At 60.3% G+C, this 17,360-nt stretch carries 17 protein-coding genes and 1 pseudogene; 7 read left to right on the forward strand and 11 right to left on the reverse strand.

What is annotated here, in order from left to right; all coding sequences use genetic code 11:
• Window positions 1-13: 13 nt before the first annotated feature.
• The 4 genes from spoT to PseuLF5_RS13460 all read right to left on the reverse strand — a co-directional run bounded on the left by spoT (window position 14) and on the right by PseuLF5_RS13460 (window position 4,105).
• Window positions 14-2,119, reverse strand: coding sequence for a bifunctional GTP diphosphokinase/guanosine-3',5'-bis pyrophosphate 3'-pyrophosphohydrolase (gene spoT, locus PseuLF5_RS13445; RefSeq protein WP_123469862.1), 2,106 nt, complete (start codon window positions 2,117-2,119; stop codon window positions 14-16).
• A 57-nt stretch (window positions 2,120-2,176) separates the two neighbouring features.
• The gene (gene rpoZ, locus PseuLF5_RS13450) at window positions 2,177-2,440 is read right to left on the reverse strand and encodes a DNA-directed RNA polymerase subunit omega (RefSeq protein WP_123469860.1); all 264 of its coding nucleotides are present in this window, start codon (window positions 2,438-2,440) and stop codon (window positions 2,177-2,179) included.
• A 168-nt stretch (window positions 2,441-2,608) separates the two neighbouring features.
• Complete coding sequence (gmk, locus tag PseuLF5_RS13455) at window positions 2,609-3,229, reverse strand: guanylate kinase (RefSeq protein WP_123469858.1); 621 nt, start codon at window positions 3,227-3,229, stop codon at window positions 2,609-2,611.
• Between the two features lie 12 nt (window positions 3,230-3,241).
• Entirely contained in the window at window positions 3,242-4,105 is an 864-nt protein-coding gene (locus PseuLF5_RS13460; RefSeq protein ID WP_123469856.1) for a YicC/YloC family endoribonuclease, read from the reverse strand.
• 270 nt (window positions 4,106-4,375) lie between these two features.
• On the opposite strand from PseuLF5_RS13460, the gene rph reads away from it, so the two are divergent.
• On the forward strand, window positions 4,376-5,098 hold the full coding sequence (gene rph / locus PseuLF5_RS13465) for a ribonuclease PH (protein WP_123469854.1): 723 nt from the start codon (window positions 4,376-4,378) through the stop codon (window positions 5,096-5,098).
• A gap of 29 nt (window positions 5,099-5,127) precedes the next feature.
• Window positions 5,128-5,496, forward strand: a complete 369-nt coding sequence (locus PseuLF5_RS13470; RefSeq protein WP_025112709.1) for a DUF4870 domain-containing protein — start codon at window positions 5,128-5,130, stop codon at window positions 5,494-5,496.
• Between the two features lie 180 nt (window positions 5,497-5,676).
• Here PseuLF5_RS13470 and PseuLF5_RS13475 read toward each other — a convergent pair whose 3' ends face one another.
• Window positions 5,677-6,456, reverse strand: a complete 780-nt coding sequence (locus tag PseuLF5_RS13475; RefSeq protein WP_007920349.1) for an exodeoxyribonuclease III — start codon at window positions 6,454-6,456, stop codon at window positions 5,677-5,679.
• Between the two features lie 82 nt (window positions 6,457-6,538).
• Here PseuLF5_RS13475 and pyrE point away from each other — a divergent pair, with 82 nt between their 5' ends.
• On the forward strand, window positions 6,539-7,183 hold the full coding sequence (pyrE, locus tag PseuLF5_RS13480; protein ID WP_095057652.1) for an orotate phosphoribosyltransferase: 645 nt from the start codon (window positions 6,539-6,541) through the stop codon (window positions 7,181-7,183).
• 175 nt (window positions 7,184-7,358) lie between these two features.
• Here pyrE and argB read toward each other — a convergent pair whose 3' ends face one another.
• The 4 genes and pseudogenes from argB to coaBC form a co-directional block, all read right to left on the reverse strand.
• Entirely contained in the window at window positions 7,359-8,264 is a 906-nt protein-coding gene (gene argB, locus PseuLF5_RS13485; RefSeq protein WP_003229488.1) for an acetylglutamate kinase, read from the reverse strand.
• 17 nt (window positions 8,265-8,281) lie between these two features.
• Window positions 8,282-9,658 (reverse strand): annotated as a pseudogene (locus PseuLF5_RS13490) (phosphomannomutase/phosphoglucomutase); the annotation flags it as partial.
• A 228-nt stretch (window positions 9,659-9,886) separates the two neighbouring features.
• Window positions 9,887-10,342, reverse strand: coding sequence for a dUTP diphosphatase (dut, locus tag PseuLF5_RS13495; RefSeq protein ID WP_123469848.1), 456 nt, complete (start codon window positions 10,340-10,342; stop codon window positions 9,887-9,889).
• A 5-nt stretch (window positions 10,343-10,347) separates the two neighbouring features.
• On the reverse strand, window positions 10,348-11,556 hold the full coding sequence (gene coaBC, locus PseuLF5_RS13500; protein WP_007920365.1) for a bifunctional phosphopantothenoylcysteine decarboxylase/phosphopantothenate--cysteine ligase CoaBC: 1,209 nt from the start codon (window positions 11,554-11,556) through the stop codon (window positions 10,348-10,350).
• A 135-nt stretch (window positions 11,557-11,691) separates the two neighbouring features.
• Between coaBC and radC the strand changes: the two genes are divergently transcribed.
• The gene (gene radC / locus PseuLF5_RS13505) at window positions 11,692-12,366 is read left to right on the forward strand and encodes a RadC family protein (protein ID WP_123469846.1); all 675 of its coding nucleotides are present in this window, start codon (window positions 11,692-11,694) and stop codon (window positions 12,364-12,366) included.
• Window positions 12,367-12,514: 148 nt separating this feature from the next.
• Here radC and PseuLF5_RS13510 read toward each other — a convergent pair whose 3' ends face one another.
• On the reverse strand, window positions 12,515-14,101 hold the full coding sequence (locus PseuLF5_RS13510; protein ID WP_267795839.1) for an ABC transporter substrate-binding protein: 1,587 nt from the start codon (window positions 14,099-14,101) through the stop codon (window positions 12,515-12,517).
• Window positions 14,102-14,548: 447 nt separating this feature from the next.
• On the opposite strand from PseuLF5_RS13510, the gene rpmB reads away from it, so the two are divergent.
• Together rpmB and rpmG are read left to right on the forward strand one after the other, a co-directional pair.
• Window positions 14,549-14,782, forward strand: a complete 234-nt coding sequence (gene rpmB / locus PseuLF5_RS13515; RefSeq protein ID WP_007920377.1) for a 50S ribosomal protein L28 — start codon at window positions 14,549-14,551, stop codon at window positions 14,780-14,782.
• 11 nt (window positions 14,783-14,793) lie between these two features.
• Window positions 14,794-14,949, forward strand: coding sequence for a 50S ribosomal protein L33 (gene rpmG / locus PseuLF5_RS13520; RefSeq protein ID WP_003177274.1), 156 nt, complete (start codon window positions 14,794-14,796; stop codon window positions 14,947-14,949).
• A 206-nt stretch (window positions 14,950-15,155) separates the two neighbouring features.
• Here rpmG and PseuLF5_RS13525 read toward each other — a convergent pair whose 3' ends face one another.
• A complete protein-coding gene (locus PseuLF5_RS13525; protein WP_123469842.1) occupies window positions 15,156-15,518 on the reverse strand; it encodes a cupin domain-containing protein in 363 nt (120 codons plus the stop codon).
• A gap of 234 nt (window positions 15,519-15,752) precedes the next feature.
• Here PseuLF5_RS13525 and PseuLF5_RS13530 point away from each other — a divergent pair, with 234 nt between their 5' ends.
• Window positions 15,753-17,246 (forward strand): aldehyde dehydrogenase, encoded by a 1,494-nt coding sequence (locus PseuLF5_RS13530; protein WP_008086799.1) that lies wholly within the window; start codon window positions 15,753-15,755, stop codon window positions 17,244-17,246.
• Window positions 17,247-17,360: the final 114 nt, after the last annotated feature.

Consider the following 17,360-nt stretch of genomic DNA (forward strand, 5'->3'; position numbering starts at 1 on the left):
TGTTAGGTGTGAGTTATGCACGCATGCGGGTGATGCGAATGACCCCGGTCAGGGCGCGCAGCTTCTTGATCACGCGGGCCAGGTGCACACGGTCGTGGACGCTGACCACCAGTTGCACGACGCTGATGCGACCATCGCGTTCGTCCATGCTGATTTTTTCGATATTGCCGTCGGCCGCGTTGACGCTGCTGGCCAGCAGGGCGATCAGGCCGCGCTGGTGTTCCAGCTCGACGCGCAGTTCGACGTTGAATTCGCCGGTGACATCCTTGGCCCACGAGAGCTGGATGCATTTTTCCGGGTTGTGTCTGATTTCGCTGATGTTGCGGCAGTTGTCCAGGTGCACGACCATGCCTTTGCCTGCCGACAGATGGCCGACAATCGGGTCGCCCGGGATCGGTGTGCAGCACTTGGCGTAGCTGAGCACCAGGCCTTCGGTGCCGCGAATCGCCAGTGGGCCTTCCGGGCTTGGCAACTGTTCGCCTTCGCCAAGCAGGCGGCGGGCGACCACATAGGCCATGCGGTTACCCAGGCCAATGTCTTCGAGCAGATCTTCGATCAGTTCGAGACGGTACTCGGCGAGCATCGCCTTGACGCGCTCGGCGTGGATCTTCTCCAGCGAACTGTCGAAGCCGTTGAGCACCTTGTTCAGCAGGCGCTCGCCGAGGCTGATGGATTCGGAGCGGCGTTGCAGTTTCAGCGCATGGCGGATGTGCGTGCGCGCCTTGCCGGTGACCACGAAGTTGAGCCACGCCGGATTCGGCCGTGCGCCCGGTGCGCTGACGATCTCGACCGTGGAGCCGCTTTGCAGCGGTTCGGACAGCGGCGCGAGACGACGGTTGATCCGGCAGGCGATGCAACTGTTGCCGACGTCGGTATGCACCGCGTAGGCAAAGTCGACCGCCGTGGAGCCTTTCGGTAGCTCCATGATCCGGCCTTTTGGCGTGAACACGTAGACCTCGTCCGGGAACAGGTCGATTTTCACGCTCTCGATGAATTCCAGCGAGTTGCCGGCGCGTTGCTGCATTTCCAGCACGCCTTTGACCCACTGACGGGCGCGGGCATGGGTGCCTTTGGGCTGCTCGTCACCACTGGACTTGTACAGCCAATGGGCAGCGATGCCGTTGTTGGCCATCTCTTCCATTTCGCGGGTGCGGATCTGGATCTCGATCGGCACGCCGTGCATGCCGAACAGCGTGGTGTGCAGCGACTGATAGCCGTTGGCTTTGGGGATCGCGATGTAATCCTTGAAACGTCCCGGCAACGGTTTGTACAAATTATGTACAGCGCCTAGTACGCGGTAGCAGGTATCGACCTTGTCGACGATGATCCGGAACGCATAGACGTCCATGATCTCGTTGAAGGCCCGACGCTTGCCGCGCATTTTCTTGTAGATGCCGTAGAGGTGTTTCTGACGACCGCTGACTTCGCCCTGGATGCCGTCGATAGCGAGGCAGTGGCCGAGGGATTCTTCGATCTTGTTGACGATTTCCTTGCGGTTGCCCCGGGCGCGCTTGACCGCCTGGTAGATCCGCGCGGAACGCATCGGGTGCATGGCCTTGAAGCCGAGGTCTTCGAATTCGATACGAATGGCGTGCATGCCCAGCCGGTTGGCAATGGGCGCGTAGATCTCGAGGGTTTCCTTGGCGATGCGCCGGCGCTTTTCGCCGGACAGCACTTCCAGCGTGCGCATGTTGTGCAGGCGGTCGGCGAGTTTGACCAGGATCACGCGAATGTCGCGCGCCATGGCCATGGCCATTTTCTGGAAGTTTTCGGCTTGGGCCTCGGCCTTGGTCTCGAAGTTCATCTGGGTCAGTTTGCTGACCCCGTCGACCAGTTCGGCCACGGTTTCACCGAACTGCGCTTGCAGCGCTTCCTTGGCGATACCGGTGTCTTCGATCACGTCATGCAGCATCGCGGCCATCAGGCTCTGATGGTCCATGTGCATGTCGGCAAGGATATTCGCCACCGCAAGAGGATGCGTGACGTACGCCTCGCCGCTGCGACGGCGCTGACCGTCATGGGCTTGTTCGGCGTAGAAATACGCTCGGCGGACCAGGTTGACCTGGTCATTGCCGAGGTAGGTCGATAAGCGATCGGCGAGGGCGTCTATGCTCGGCATGATGACTCCTGCCGTAGGCTGTGTTCCCGCGCCGTGCTACGTCGACCAGGCATAGGCTTAGACGGCCTCGTTGGACTCGTCCTCGAACGCGGCGAAGACCGGGTCTTCATGGACAATTTCCTGCTCGGCGATGAACTCGTAGCTCATCAGGCCTTCAGCGATTTCACGCAGGGCGACAACGGTCGGCTTGTCGTTTTCCCACTGGACCAGTGGCTCTTTGCCGCCGGTGGCCAGTTGACGGGCACGCTTGGTGGACAGCATGACCAGTTCAAAACGGTTTTCCACGTGGTTCAGGCAGTCTTCAACGGTTACGCGGGCCATGGTATTCCTCGGAGCGAATGCAATATGCGCGCTGCCCGGGTGGGCGAGCGGACTGAGCAGTTTAAAAAATCACCAGCGATTAGGGAAGCGCTGATTTTTTGACCAGACCCTTCAACGCGCTGCAAGCACCAATGTAAAGCCCTCGCAGCAGTTTTGGGAAGTGCTGTTTCAGCCCAGCAGTTCGGCCAGTAACTTGCCGAAACGCACCTGTTGGCGCTTCTGTTGCAGCTGATTGGCGCGGAAAATCGCTTTCAGGTCGTCCAGCGCGTGGGCGAAATCGTCGTTGATGATCAGGTAGTCGTACTCGACGTAATGGCTCATCTCGCTGACGGCTTCACGCATCCGGCCGTCGATGATCTCGTCGCTGTCCTGGCCACGATTGGTCAGGCGCTGGTGCAGGGCCTGCAGCGATGGCGGCAGAATGAAGATCGAGCGTGCCTGCGGCATCAGCTTGCGCACTTGCTCGGCGCCTTGCCAGTCGATTTCCAGGATCAGGTCGTGACCTTCGTCCAGTGTCTGCTGCAGGCGGCTTTGCGAGGTGCCGTAGAAGTTGCCGAAGACTTCGGCGCGCTCAAGGAAGTCGCCGTGTTCGCCCATCTTCACGAACTCTTCGCGGGTCACGAAGTGATAGTTCACGCCGTCCACTTCGCCCGGGCGCATGGCGCGGGTGGTGTGGGAGATCGACACGCGAATCTCCGGGTTGGCGTCGGTCAAAGCCTTGACCAGGCTGCTCTTGCCCGCGCCCGATGGCGCGGAAATGATGTACAGGGTGCCGGTGTTGTGGGTCATGTCGGGGTAGCCTTACTCAATATTCTGCACTTGTTCGCGCATCTGCTCGATCAACACCTTGAGGTTGACGGCGGCTTGGGTGCTGCGCGGGTCGAAGGCCTTGGAGCCCAGTGTGTTGGCTTCGCGGTTGAGTTCCTGCATCAGGAAGTCCAGGCGGCGTCCGGCCGCGCCGCCGGATTTGAGCACCCGGCGCACTTCGATGATGTGGGTGCTCAGGCGATCCAGTTCTTCGGCTACGTCGCTCTTTTGCGCGAGGATGACCATTTCCTGTTCCAGACGCTGTGGATCCAGTTCGGCCTTCATGTCGGCGAAGCGGTCGAGGACTTTCTGGCGCTGGGTGGCGAGCATCTGCGGTACCAGTTCACGCAGGGTCACGACGTCTTCTTCAATGGACGTCAGGCGCTCGTTGATCAGGCGTGCCAGCTCCGCGCCTTCGCGCTCGCGGCCGGCTTTCAGTTCTTTCAGGCCTTGATTGAACAGGCCCAGCGCCTCGGCATTCAGCGCCTGCGGATCGGTGGCGTCAGCTACCAGAACGCCCGGCCAGGCCAACACTTCCAGTGGATTCAGTGCGGCAGGGTTCTTGATCAGGCCGGCAACTGTCTCGGCGGCGGCGACCAGTTGCGCAGCGCGCTCGCGGTCGACTTGCAACGGCTTGCCGGTGCTTTCTTCGGTGAAGCGCAGGGTGCATTCCAGTTTGCCCCGCGACAGGCCCTGACGCAGCGCTTCACGCACGGCGCCTTCGAGGTCGCGAAACGACTCCGGCAGGCGCAGGTGTGGTTCCAGATAGCGGCTGTTGACCGAGCGCAGCTCCCAGCTCAGGGTGCCCTGGACGCCGGCTTTCTCGACGCGGGCGAAGGCGGTCATGCTGTGCACCATGGCGGTGACCTCGCAATGCAGATCGGCGCGAAACGTCAGTTCCGCAGGCTCGATATGAATGAATTAAAGCCGACTGGCAGCAAAGGCGCAGGATTGTAGCGCAGTGCGGCGAATGCGCCCAAACACACGGTGTGACAAAGGGCTGCAGGCCGTCGGTTATGCGTGTTCTAGCGCCTTCGGTCGTCACCCGGAATTTTTAACGAGTGCTCAGGTGCGGTGCAGCGCTCTATAATGCTCGGCAGTTTTCCGTCCCCAGTACAGGTATTCCCTATGAAACGTCCAAGTGGTCGCGCTGCCGATCAGCTCCGCTCGATCCGCATTACCCGCAACTACACCAAACACGCCGAGGGATCCGTACTGGTCGAATTCGGTGATACCAAGGTCATCTGCACCGTCAGCGTCGAAAACGGCGTGCCGCGTTTCCTCAAGGGCCAGGGCCAGGGCTGGCTGACTGCCGAATACGGCATGCTGCCGCGTGCGACCGGCGAGCGTAACCAGCGCGAAGCGAGCCGTGGCAAGCAGGGCGGTCGTACTCTGGAAATCCAGCGTCTGATCGGTCGTTCCCTGCGCGCTGCACTGGACATGTCCAAGCTGGGCGACGTCACCCTGTACGTCGATTGCGACGTGATTCAGGCTGACGGCGGCACCCGCACCGCTTCCATCACGGGTGCCATGGTTGCGCTGGTCGATGCACTGAAAGTGATCAAGAAGCGTGGCGGCCTGAAGGGCGGCGACCCGCTCAAGCAAATGATCGGCGCAGTGTCGGTCGGCATGTATCAGGGCGAGCCAGTGCTGGACCTGGACTATCTTGAAGATTCCGCTGCCGAGACCGACCTCAACGTCGTGATGACCAGCACCGGTGGCTTCATCGAGGTGCAGGGCACTGCCGAAGGTGCACCGTTCCAGCCTGAAGACCTGAACGCCATGCTGGAACTGGCCAAGAAAGGCATGAACGAAATCTTCGAACTGCAACAGGCGGCATTGGCCGACTGAGCAGGTTCGTAACCCGCAAGGAGGACGCGATGAGTGATGAGCAAGAGTTGCTGCCCAAACCGAGCCAGGAGGTTCGTCAATGGGCGATGTTTTGTCACTTGTCCGCCTTGCTGGGCATCTGGATTCCGTTCGGTAACCTGATCGGGCCGTTGATCCTGTGGCAGATGAAGCGCGAAACCGATCCGTTCATCGACGCCCAGGGCAAGGAAGCGCTGAACTTTCAGATCACCGTGGCGATTGCTGCAGCGATCTGTCTGCTGCTGATGGTGTTGATCATCGGCTTCTTCCTGCTGGGCCTGTTGGCCATTGGCGCACTGGTGCTGACGATCATTGCCGGGGTGAAGGCCAATGACGGGTTCCCGTATCGCTACCCGTTCACTTGGCGATTGATCAAGTAATAACCAATTGCGGTTTTTCCTGTGGGAGCGGGCTTGCTCGCGAAGGCGGTGGATCATTCAGCATGAGTGCTGGCTGATACCACGCCATCGCGAGCAGGCTCACTCCTACAGAAAGCAAAAACCAGCGCGCACAAAAAAGCCGACAGCGATGTCGGCTTTTTTGCATCCGCGAATCGACGCTTAGATGGTCAGCGTCCAGTCGTAGTCGACGATCAGCGGCGCGTGCTGCGAGAACCGTGGCTGACGCGGCAGGCGTGCGCTGCGTACAAAGCGGCGCAGGCCCGGAGTCAGGATCTGGTAGTCGAAACGCCAGCCCAGATTGAGCATCTCGGCCTGTTCGTTGTCCGGCCACCAGCTGTACTGGTCGCCTTCGCGGCTGACTTCGCGCAGGGCATCGACATAACCCATGTTGCCGACAATCTCGTCCATCCAGGCCCGTTCCGGCGCCAGGAAGCCCGGGGATTGCTGGCTGTCGCGCCAGTTCTTGATGTCGAGCTTCTGCTGCGCAACATACAGCGAGCCACAATAAATGTACTCGCGACGTTTGCGCCGCTGTTTGTCCAGGTACTTGCCGAAGTCGTCCATGAGCTTGAACTTCTGGTTCAAGTCCTCATCGCCGTTCATCCCCGAAGGAAGCAGCAAGGTGGCAATACTGACTTTGTCGAAATCTGCTTGCAGGTAGCGCCCGTAGCGGTCGGCCGTCTCGAAACCGAGACCGCTGATGACAGCCTTCGGTTGCAACCGCGAATACAAAGCCACGCCACCTTGGGCAGGGACTTCAGCATCGCAGGCATAAAGGAAGTAGCCATCCAGTTGGAAGGCTGGGTCATCCAGTTCAAAGGCGGAGGCACGGGTGTCCTGCAGGCAGATGACGTCGGCATTCTGTGCTTGCAGCCAACTGAGCAAACCACGCTCGACTGCAGCCTGAATACCATTGACGTTCACACTGATGATCCGCATAAATGGCCCCAAAAATCGCGTGCGTGTATGATACACGGCGTCAAGCTAATTAGCTAAATCCGTGGTATTTGGGGTTTTTTTCATGCAAGCGTATCAGCGCGATTTCATTCGTTTTGCCATCGATCGCGGCGTTTTGCGCTTCGGTGAGTTCACCCTGAAGTCCGGGCGCACCAGTCCTTACTTCTTCAACGCCGGCCTGTTCAACTCGGGTTCGGCCCTGGCGCAGCTGGGGCGTTTCTACGCGGCAGCCATTGCCGAAAGCGGCATTTCTTTCGATGTACTGTTCGGCCCGGCCTATAAAGGCATTCCGCTGGCGGCCACCACCGCTGTCGCGCTGGCCGAGCACCACAACCGTGATCTGCCTTGGTGCTTCAACCGCAAGGAAGCCAAGGCCCACGGCGAAGGTGGCAGCCTGGTCGGCGCGCCGCTGACCGGCGATGTGCTGATCATCGACGACGTAATCACTGCCGGCACCGCGATCCGCGAAGTGATGCAGATCATCGCCTCCCAAGACGGCGCCAAGGCCGCCGGCGTGCTGATCGCCCTCAATCGTCAGGAGCGTGGCAATGGTGAGTTGTCCGCCATTCAGGAAGTCGAGCGCGATTTCGGTATCCCGGTGATCAGCATTGTTTCGCTGAATCAGGTGCTGGAGTTCCTCGCTGACGATCCGCAGCTCAAGCAGCATCTGCCAGCCGTGGAGGCCTATCGCGCCCAGTTCGGCGTCTGACCGACTGGTGCAAAACCTGTGGGAGCGAGCTTGCTCGCGAATGCGGTGATTCAGCTTGCATCAATGTTAAATGTGCCGCCGTCTTCGCGAGCAAGCTCGCTCCCACAAAGTTTGCGATGATAAAAAAGACCCCGCTCAGCCAGGCTGAGCGGGGTCTTTTTGTTTGTACGCCGGCTTACGGACGCTTGCGATTGCTGATCAGCGTGCCCACACCGGTGTCGGTGAAGATTTCCAGCAGGATCGCGTTCGGTACGCGACCGTCGATGATCAGCGAGCTGCCGACACCGCCCTGAACCGCTTCCAGCGCGCAACGGATCTTCGGCAGCATGCCGCCGTAGATCGTGCCGTCGGCGATCAGGTCGTCGACCTGCTGGGTGCTCAGGCCGGTCAGGACGGTGCCCGACTTGTCCATCAGGCCGGCGATGTTGGTCAGCAGCATCAGCTTCTCGGCTTTCAGCGCCTCGGCAACTTTACCGGCCACCAGGTCGGCGTTGATGTTGTACGACTCGCCGTTCTCACCCACGCCGATTGGCGCGATCACCGGGATGAAATTGCCTTTGACCAGCAGGTTCAGCAGTTCGGTGTTGATACCGACGACTTCGCCGACCTGGCCGATGTCGATGATTTCCGGCTGGGTCATCTCCGGGGTCTGACGGGTGACCGTCAGTTTCTTCGCACGAATGAGCCCGGCGTCTTTGCCGGTCAGGCCGATGGCGCTGCCGCCGTGACGGTTGATCAGGTTGACGATGCTCTTGTTGACCTGACCACCGAGGACCATTTCCACCACGTCCATGGTCGCGGCGTCGGTGACGCGCATGCCGTCGACGAAGTGGCTTTCGATCGACAGGCGCTTGAGCAGATCACCGATCTGCGGGCCGCCGCCGTGAACCACGACCGGGTTGATGCCCACGGCCTTCATCAAGACGATGTCGCGGGCGAAGCCGGTTTTCAGCTCCTCGCTTTCCATCGCGTTGCCGCCGTATTTGATCACCAGGGTCTTGCCGACATAACGTCGGATGTAAGGCAACGCTTCGGACAGGACCTGGGCGGTGTGGGCGGCGGCTTCGCGTTCGAGGGTCATTCAGGGCTCCGGGTGAATCAGAACGGTAGTTGGAGATCAGGTGCAACGCGTTTCAGTTGGGCGTGGAACACATCCTTGATGCGCTGCAATTCAGCCTCGTCATCGGCCTCGAAGCGCAGCACCAGCACCGGTGTGGTGTTGGAAGCGCGCACCAGGCCCCAGCCTTTGGCGTAATCGACTCGCACGCCGTCGATGGTGGTCAGGTCAGCGCCTGCGCCCCATTGTGCGTCGTGCAGTGCATCAATGATGCTGAATTTGCTCTCTTCGGTCACATGGATATTGATTTCCGGCGTAGAAATATCATTCGGGAAGGTCGCAAACAGCTCCTCCGCGGTGGATTTTTCCTTGCTGAGGATCTCCAGCAGCCGCGCGGCGCTATAGATACCGTCGTCGAAACCGAACCAGCGCTCCTTGAAGAAGATGTGCCCGCTCATCTCACCGGCCAATAGAGCACCGGATTGTTTCATTTTCTTTTTGATCAACGAATGACCGGTCTTCCACATTAGCGGACGACCACCGTACTCCTTGATCAGCGGCACCAGGCGGCGGGTGCATTTGACGTCGAAGATGATTTCCGCGTCCGGGTTGCGCGCCACCACGTCGCGGGCGAACAGCATGAGCAGGCGGTCCGGATAGACGATGCTGCCGGTGTTGGTCACCACACCGACACGGTCACCGTCGCCATCGAAGGCGAGGCCGATATCGGCGTTGGTTTCCTTGACCTTGGCGATCAGGTCGACGAGGTTTTCAGGCTTGCCCGGGTCCGGGTGGTGGTTGGGGAAGTTGCCGTCGACTTCGCAGAATAGCGGGATGACTTCGCAGTTCAGCGCTTCGATCAGTTGCGGGGCGATCACCCCGGCTGCGCCGTTGCCGCAGTCGACCACGACTTTCATGCGTCGGGCCAGTTTGATGTCCTGGACGATTTCGGTGGTGTAGCGGTCGAGGATTTCGACCCGCGTGACGCTGCCCTGACCGCTGGTCAGGTCATTGCTCCTGATGCGCTCGTGCAGCACCTGGATCTGCTCGTTGGCGAGGGTGTCGCCGGCGATCACGATCTTGAAGCCGTTGTAGTTCGACGGGTTGTGGCTGCCGGTGAGCATCACTCCGGACTTGCCGGCCAGCACGTTGGCCGCGTAATACAGCGCTGGCGTCGGCACCAGGCCGACATCGCTGACGTGGCAGCCGCTCTCGGCGATACCGCGGATCAGCTCGGCCACCAGTTCCGGGCCGGACAGGCGGCCATCGCGGCCGACCGACACGTTCGGTTCGCCCTGGGCCAGGCTCTGCGAGCCGATGGCGCGGCCGATCCAGTAAGCGGTTTCGGCATTGAGGAATTCCGGCACGGTGCCGCGAATGTCATAGGCGCGGAAAATGCTGTCGGGCAGCTTCGGGGCAATCTTGGCTGGGGTGCTCATCTGCACAAATGCTCCATCTCGAAAGTGGCGGGACAGACCGACGATTCACTCGGCGGCAGGCTCAAACTGAAGGGTATGACGGCGTTTTCCACAGAGAGTTCGTGGTGTGAAAGAGCCATGACGCCTCAGCTGGCGTGGCTTGTGGCCGACAAAACCCTGGTTTTCGGTGCTAAAACCTGCTGCAAAAGTTGCGCAAATTTTGTGGCGTTACTTGGTGCCGGTATGGCCGAAACCGCCCGCGCCGCGCTCGGTTTCGACGAACTCTTCCACCATTTCGAAGTGCGCCTGGACCACCGGCACCAGCACCAGTTGCGCCAGACGTTCGCCAACGGTCATGGTGAAATCGCTCTGGCCACGGTTCCAGCAGGACACCATCAGCGGGCCCTGGTAATCCGAGTCGATCAGGCCGACGAGGTTGCCCAGCACGATGCCGTGCTTATGGCCCATGCCCGAGCGCGGCAGGATCAGCGCGGCGAGGTTCGGGTCGCCGATGTAAACCGACAGACCGGTAGGGATCAGCACGGTTTCACCCGGCTTGATCACGATGTCCTCTTGCAGCATGGCGCGCAGGTCGAGGCCGGCGGAGCCCGGGGTGGCGTATTGCGGCAGCGGGAATTCAGTACCGATGCGTGGATCGAGGATCTTGGCTTGCAAAGCGTGCATGTAAATTAAACCTGGTTCAGACGTTCGGCGATAAAAGTGACCAGTTGGCGAGCGATCTTGCTCTTGCTGGTCTGGGCGAAAACCGTGGCGTGCAGCGCACGGTCAATTACGCTGCAGGCGTTTTCTTCGCTATTGAAACCGATGCTCGGATTGGCCACGTCGTTGGCGACGATCAAATCGAGATTCTTGTCCTTGAGCTTGCGTGCAGCGTAGTCGAGCAGGTGTTCGGTCTCGGCGGCGAAGCCGACACTGAACGGACGATCGGGACGGGTCGCAATGGTGGCGAGGATGTCGGGGTTGCGCACCATTTGCAGGACGAAGCCGTCGCCGCTTGTAGGGTCTTTCTTGAGTTTTTGCGGGGCAACGACTTCCGGACGGTAGTCCGCGACCGCTGCCGAGGCGATGAACACGTCGCAAGGGATGGCCGACTCACACGCGGCGAGCATGTCGCGGGCACTGACCACGTCGATACGCGTCACGCGATCCGGCGTTGGCAGGTGCACCGGGCCGCTGATCAGGGTCACGCGGGCGCCGGCTTCCACTGCCGCTTCGGCGAGGGCAAAACCCATTTTTCCGGAGCTGTGGTTGGTGATGTAGCGCACCGGGTCGATGTTTTCCTGGGTCGGGCCGGCAGTGATCACTACGTGCTTGCCGGTCAGTGCCTGGCGCTGGAAGCAGTCTGCCGCGCACTGCGCCAGATCGGTGGCTTCCATCATCCGGCCCATGCCGACGTCGCCGCAGGCCTGGCTGCCCGAGGCCGGGCCGAAGGTCTTCAGGCCGCGGCTTTCGAGGAGTTGCAGGTTGGCCTGGGTCGCCGGGTCGCGCCACATCGCCTGATTCATTGCTGGCGCGACTGCCACAACGGCGTCGGTGGCCAGCACCAATGTGGTCAGCAAATCGTTGGCGATGCCTTGGGCCAGGCGGGCGATCAGGTCGGCGGTGGCCGGGGCGATCAGCACCAGATCGGCCCACTTGGCCAGCTCGATGTGGCCCATCGCGGCTTCTGCGGCCGGGTCGAGCAAATCGAGGTGAACCGGGTGGCCGGACAAGGCCTGCATGGTCAGCGGGGTGATGAACTCAGCGCCGCCATGGGTCATGACCACGCGCACTTCGGCGCCCTGGTCGATCAGGCGGCGAACCAGATCGGCGCTCTTGTAGGCAGCAATGCCGCCGCCGACGCCCAGAACGATGCGTTTCCGATACAGCCGCTGCATAGGTCTGCCTTTCATTTCGTGGGTGACATACGTGGCGAAACCCCCTCCCCAGGGTGAATTCGCCCGCAAAAAAGATGGGCTACGATATCACAGCGACCGCTACGGAACAGCGGCGCCCACAGACAAGGAATGTGTATGAGTATTCGCGATTGGCCTGCGGCGGAACGGCCGCGGGAGAAGCTGCTTGAACAGGGATCGGGAAGCCTTTCCGATGCTGAATTGCTGGCGATTTTTCTACGTACCGGGGTGTCCGGTAAAAGCGCGGTGGATCTGGCTCGACACCTTTTGAGCCAATTCGGCAGCCTGCGGGTTTTGCTCGAAGCCGATCTTGCGACGTTCAGCGAGCAATTGGGCCTGGGGCCGGCAAAGTTCGCCCAGCTGCAAGCGGTGCTGGAGATGGGGCGCCGACACCTGGCTGAGCGAATGCGCAAGAAACCGGCGCTGGAGAGTCCTCAGGTGGTCCGCGATTACCTCAAATCCATGCTGCGTCACGAGCCGCACGAGGTGTTTGGATGCCTGTTTCTCGACTCCAAGCATCAAGTGCTGACCTTCGAGGCGCTGTTTCGCGGCTCGATCGACAACACCAGTGTGCACCCTCGGGAGGTTGTGAAGCGCGCGTTGGCCAATAACGCGGCGGCGGTGATCCTCTGTCACAACCACCCGTCGGGGAACAGCGATCCCAGTCAGGCGGATCGCCAGCTGACCAAGCGTTTGCAGAAGGCTCTGGAATTGATTGATGTGCGAGTGCTGGATCACTTCATCGTGGGCGAAGGCGAGCCACTGTCCATGGCGGAGTGCGGCTGGATGTAACTCTCGGGAACGATGCAAATCCCTGTGGGAGCGAGCTTGCTCGCGAAGGCGTCGTGTCAGTCAGCATCCGTTTACTGACCGACCGCTTTCGCGAGCAAGCTCGCTCCCACAGGTTTGATTGCATCCACAGGGTTTCGTGTCGGGCAGGTTATTTGAGGTTGACCTTGGAGTAGTCCTGCCGGCCAAACGGGCTGACCGAATAACCTTGCACATCCTTGCGCGTCAGCGCGAAAGCGGTCGGATGCGCCAGTGGCAACCACAGCGCCTGTTGCTGAATCTGCGTCTGCGCCTGCTCATACAGCTTGGTGCGCACGCCTTGCTCGCTGGTGGTCTTGCCGGCGCTGATCAGCTTGTCCAGATCGGCGTTGCAGTAGCGCGCGAAGTTGGTGCCCGATTTGACCGCCGCGCAGGAAAACTGCGGCGTGAGGAAGTTGTCCGGATCGCCGTTATCGCCGGCCCAGCCCATGAACAACAGGTCATGCTCGCCAGCCTTGGCGCGGCGAATCAGTTCGCCCCACTCGATCACGCGGATTTCCGCTTGAATGCCGATCTCGGCCAGGTCCGATTGCAACAGCTGGGCGCCGAGGCTCGGGTTCGGATTGAGCAGACTGCCCGACGGACGCGTCCAGATCGTGGTCTGGAATCCGTCCTTCAAACCGGCCTTGGCCAGCAGTGCCTTGGCTTTTGCCACATCGTGTGGATAGCCCGGCAGGTTCTTCGCGTAGCTCCAGGTATTCGGCGGGTACGGGCCGTTGGCGGGTTCGGCGGTGTCTTCGAACACGGCTTTGATGTAGTTGGCCTTATCGAACGCAAGGTTGATTGCCTGGCGCACTTCCGGCTTGTCCAGCGGCGGGTGCTGGCTGTTGATGCCGACGAAAGCGGTCATGAACGCGTCAGTCTTTTCCACTTTCAAGGTCGGCTCTTTCAGCGCGGCCTGTACGTCCAGTGGCTTTGGTGACAGGGCGATCTGACACTCGTTACGCCGCAGCTTTTGCAGGCGCACATTGGCATCCGGCGTGATCGCGAAGATCAGCGGATCCACTGCAGGCTTGCCGCCGAAGTAATCCGGGTTGGCCTTGTAGCGGATCGACGCATCTTTCTGAAACCGGGTGAACACGAACGGACCGGTGCCGATTGGCTGGCTGTTGAGCTTGTCCGTGGCGTTGGCCTTGAGCAGCTTGTCGGCGTATTCGGCGGAATAGATCGAGGCGAAACCCATGCTCAGGGTGGCGAGGAAGGTCGAATCCGGGTGGTCGAGGGTGAAGCGCACGGTCAGCGGATCCAGTGCGTCGATTTTCTTGATCAGCGCCGGCAACTGCATCGACTGCGCATGCGGGAAGCCGCTTTGCGCGACCTTGTGCCATGGATTGGCCGGATCGAGCATGCGGTCGAAGCTGAATTTGACGTCTTCGGCGGTCAGCTCGCGGGTCGGTTTGAAGTATTCGGTCGTATGAAACTTCACCTGTGGATGCAGTTTGAAGACATACGACAGCCCGTCGGTGCTGACTTCCCAGCTGTCGGCCAGGCTCGGGACCACTTTGCCGCTGGCGGTATCGAAGTCCACCAGGCGGTTCATCAGCACATCGGCCGAGGCGTTGGTGGTGGTCAGCGAGTTGTATTGCACCACGTCGAACCCTTCCGGGCTGGCCTCGGTACAGACGCTCAGGGCAGCGGCCTGGGCCAGAGGGCTCAGCAGGAGCGGGGCGAGCAACAGGGGTAGGGCAGCGAGGCGCATGGTCGGTTTCCTTTTACAGATCGAAGGCCCATCTGCAAGTGCAGTCTGGAAAAGGCCTACCCTAGAGGTCGCGATTGCAAATGACTATCCCCTTTTTGCATTTTTGGGGCAGGGCTTATGCAATTTCGACTGTCTGCTGGCGCCTGCAAAGGCGTGATACCCTTCGCGGCCGGTTTTCTGCGACGAGCGGTAAAAGGCGACGGCGGCCTTTGTGTAAAGCGCTCGCAGCCCGAATTTGCGCCTTTTTGCTGATTGATTGCACACCGATTGTTGTTGCTCCCCGGTCTTTCTGGTATAAAGCAGCGCTCTTTTCTAGGGGCCCGGTTCCTTCACTGTAGGTGTAGCCGGTAAGACCTCTAAAGAAACGCGGCGCCTGGCGCCAAATGACTGAGAGATTAAGCGGCCAACCCATGCCGGGTTGGGCATGTGGTTTTAGAGGGCTGAGGCATGTCTAGAGTATGTCAAGTTACCGGTAAGGGTCCGGTAACCGGGAATAACATTTCCCACGCAAACAACAAAACCCGTCGTCGTTTCCTGCCGAACCTGCAGCATCACCGCTTCTGGGTTGAAGAAGAGAAACGTTTTGTGCGTCTGCGCGTATCTGCCAAAGGCATGCGTATCATCGACAAGCGTGGCATCACTGTCGTGCTCGCCGAACTTCGCCGCGATGGCAAGATTTAAGGGAGCTAATCATGCGTGAATTGATTCGTTTGATCTCGAGCGCCGGTACTGGTCACTTCTACACTACCGACAAGAACAAGCGTACTACCCCGGACAAAATCGAGATCAAGAAATATGATCCGGTTGTTCGCAAGCACGTGATCTACAAGGAAGGCAAAATCAAGTAATTGATTTTTCCCGACTTACAAAAAAGGCCCGTATCTCACGATACGGGCCTTTTTTGTTGCCTCGGGTTTCTGTGGTTTCTGGCCTGGCCTCATCGCTGGCAAGCCAGCTCCCACAGTGATCGCTGGTGTTCACAAAATTTGTGTTCACCGCAAAACCTGTGGGAGCTGGCTTGCCAGCGATAGGGCCGGATCAGTCGGCGACAATCTCAAGCCTTCTGTTCAAAGATCACATAGATCTTGCGGCAAGCCTCAAGCACTTCCCAGGTTCCACGAAACCCTGCCGGAATCACGAAGCGATCGCCCACGCGCAAGGTCTTGGCATTGCCATCGCTGTCTCGCAGCACCGACACCCCCTGCAGGATTTCGCAGTATTCATGCTCGGTGTAATTCACTGTCCACTGACCGACCGCACCTTCCCACACACCGACATTCATTTGCCCGCAAGGGCTGTCGTATTGATTGAACACCGCTTGCTCGGGATCGCCCTTGAGCACTTTGGCCGGGTCCGGGCGATAGCGTTCGGCTTCGCTGCTGGTCAGGCTGATGTCGACGACGTTCTGGATGTTCATTGTTGTTTTCTCCCGTGATGACGGCGCGGTGGTTGGAAAGGGCCAAAGTCTATGTTTATTAAATTGAACACCGCAAGGCCGTATAGCCGGCTTATGTCAAATATATTGAAACAACCCCGGCCGCTGGTTTAGGGTGGCGGGTGCCTTGGGCCGAAAAGCAGGCTGGCCGGGCAGCATTCCTGAAGACGACCGCGAAGACCGCGGCGCTCTATTCAACAAGAGGAGGACACTCGAATGACCACCCTGACTCGTGCCGACTGGGAACAACGCGCCCGCGACCTGAAAATCGAAGGCCGCGCCTACCTCAATGGTGAATACACCGACGCCGTCTCCGGCGAGACTTTCGAGTGCATCAGTCCGGTCGATGGCCGTCTGCTGGGCAAGATCGCCAGCTGTGACGCCGCTGACGCTCAGCGCGCCGTGGAAAATGCCCGCGCCACCTTCAATTCCGGTGTCTGGTCGCGCCTGGCGCCGACCAAACGCAAAGCTACCATGATTCGTTTCGCCGGCCTGCTCAAACAGCACGCCGAAGAGCTGGCCCTGCTCGAAACCCTCGACATGGGCAAGCCGATCAGTGATTCGCTGTACATCGACGTGCCGGGTGCTGCGCAAGCGCTGAGCTGGAGCGGTGAGGCGATCGACAAGATCTACGACGAAGTCGCCGCCACGCCGCATGACCAACTGGGTCTGGTGACCCGCGAGCCGGTGGGCGTGGTCGGCGCCATCGTGCCGTGGAACTTTCCGCTGATGATGGCCTGCTGGAAGCTGGGGCCGGCGCTGTCCACCGGTAACTCGGTGATCCTCAAACCGTCGGAAAAATCCCCGCTGACCGCCATCCGCATCGCTGCGCTCGCGGTAGAAGCCGGCATTCCGAAAGGCGTGCTCAACGTGCTGCCGGGTTACGGCCACACCGTCGGCAAGGCGCTGGCGCTGCACAATGACGTCGACACCCTGGTGTTCACCGGTTCGACCAAGATCGCCAAGCAACTGATGATCTACTCCGGCGAGTCGAACATGAAGCGCGTGTGGCTGGAAGCCGGTGGCAAGAGCCCGAACATCGTGTTTGCCGACGCACCGGACCTGCAAGCCGCTGCCGAATCCGCCGCCAGCGCCATCGCCTTCAACCAGGGCGAAGTCTGCACCGCCGGTTCGCGTCTGCTGGTCGAGCGTTCGATCAAGGACAAATTCCTGCCGATGGTGATCGAGGCGCTGAAAGCCTGGAAACCGGGCAATCCACTGGACCCGGCGACCAACGTCGGGGCGCTGGTCGACACCCAGCAGATGAACACCGTGCTGTCGTACATCGAGTCCGGCCACACCGACGGCGCCAAACTGGTGGCCGGCGGCAAGCGCATTCTTCAGGAAACCGGTGGCACCTACGTCGAGCCGACGATTTTCGACGGCGTGAGCAACGCGATGAAGATCGCCCAGGAAGAAATCTTCGGCCCGGTGCTGTCGGTCATTGCGTTCGACACCGCCGAAGAAGCGATTCAGATCGCCAACGACACGCCGTATGGCCTGGCCGCTGCGGTGTGGACCCAGGACATCTCCAAGGCCCACCTGACCGCCAAGGCCCTGCGTGCCGGCAGCGTGTGGGTCAACCAGTACGACGGCGGCGACATGACTGCGCCGTTCGGCGGCTTCAAGCAATCGGGTAACGGTCGTGACAAGTCGCTGCATGCGTTCGACAAGTACACCGAGCTGAAAGCGACGTGGATCAAGCTGTAAGCCTTTAGCGGGAGCCTGGCTCGTTCAGGCTTCCGAACTACAGAGATCCCCCTGTGGGAGCAAGCTTTTGTGGTGAGGGGATTCATCCCCGATCGGCTGCGAAGCAGTCGCAAA

The sequence above is a fragment of the Pseudomonas sp. LF-5 genome (genome assembly GCF_037626295.1).
In the GTDB taxonomy this organism is placed as follows: Bacteria; Pseudomonadota; Gammaproteobacteria; order Pseudomonadales; family Pseudomonadaceae; genus Aquipseudomonas; species Aquipseudomonas monsensis.

Bases quoted from the DNA above. Each gene is read 5' to 3' on its own strand.
- spoT (WP_123469862.1), bottom strand. From the start codon at position 2,119: ATGCCGAGCATAGACGCCCTCGCCGATCGCTTATCGACCTACCTCGGC.
- rpoZ (WP_123469860.1), bottom strand. From the start codon at position 2,440: ATGGCCCGCGTAACCGTTGAAGACTGCCTGAACCACGTGGAAAACCGT.
- gmk (WP_123469858.1), bottom strand. From the start codon at position 3,229: ATGACCCACAACACCGGCACCCTGTACATCATTTCCGCGCCATCGGGC.
- PseuLF5_RS13460 (WP_123469856.1), bottom strand. From the start codon at position 4,105: ATGGTGCACAGCATGACCGCCTTCGCCCGCGTCGAGAAAGCCGGCGTC.
- rph (WP_123469854.1), top strand. From the start codon at position 4,376: ATGAAACGTCCAAGTGGTCGCGCTGCCGATCAGCTCCGCTCGATCCGC.
- PseuLF5_RS13470 (WP_025112709.1), top strand. From the start codon at position 5,128: ATGAGTGATGAGCAAGAGTTGCTGCCCAAACCGAGCCAGGAGGTTCGT.
- PseuLF5_RS13475 (WP_007920349.1), bottom strand. From the start codon at position 6,456: ATGCGGATCATCAGTGTGAACGTCAATGGTATTCAGGCTGCAGTCGAG.
- pyrE (WP_095057652.1), top strand. From the start codon at position 6,539: ATGCAAGCGTATCAGCGCGATTTCATTCGTTTTGCCATCGATCGCGGC.
- argB (WP_003229488.1), bottom strand. From the start codon at position 8,264: ATGACCCTCGAACGCGAAGCCGCCGCCCACACCGCCCAGGTCCTGTCC.
- dut (WP_123469848.1), bottom strand. From the start codon at position 10,342: ATGCACGCTTTGCAAGCCAAGATCCTCGATCCACGCATCGGTACTGAA.
- coaBC (WP_007920365.1), bottom strand. From the start codon at position 11,556: ATGCAGCGGCTGTATCGGAAACGCATCGTTCTGGGCGTCGGCGGCGGC.
- radC (WP_123469846.1), top strand. From the start codon at position 11,692: ATGAGTATTCGCGATTGGCCTGCGGCGGAACGGCCGCGGGAGAAGCTG.
- PseuLF5_RS13510 (WP_267795839.1), bottom strand. From the start codon at position 14,101: ATGCGCCTCGCTGCCCTACCCCTGTTGCTCGCCCCGCTCCTGCTGAGC.
- rpmB (WP_007920377.1), top strand. From the start codon at position 14,549: ATGTCTAGAGTATGTCAAGTTACCGGTAAGGGTCCGGTAACCGGGAAT.
- rpmG (WP_003177274.1), top strand. From the start codon at position 14,794: ATGCGTGAATTGATTCGTTTGATCTCGAGCGCCGGTACTGGTCACTTC.
- PseuLF5_RS13525 (WP_123469842.1), bottom strand. From the start codon at position 15,518: ATGAACATCCAGAACGTCGTCGACATCAGCCTGACCAGCAGCGAAGCC.
- PseuLF5_RS13530 (WP_008086799.1), top strand. From the start codon at position 15,753: ATGACCACCCTGACTCGTGCCGACTGGGAACAACGCGCCCGCGACCTG.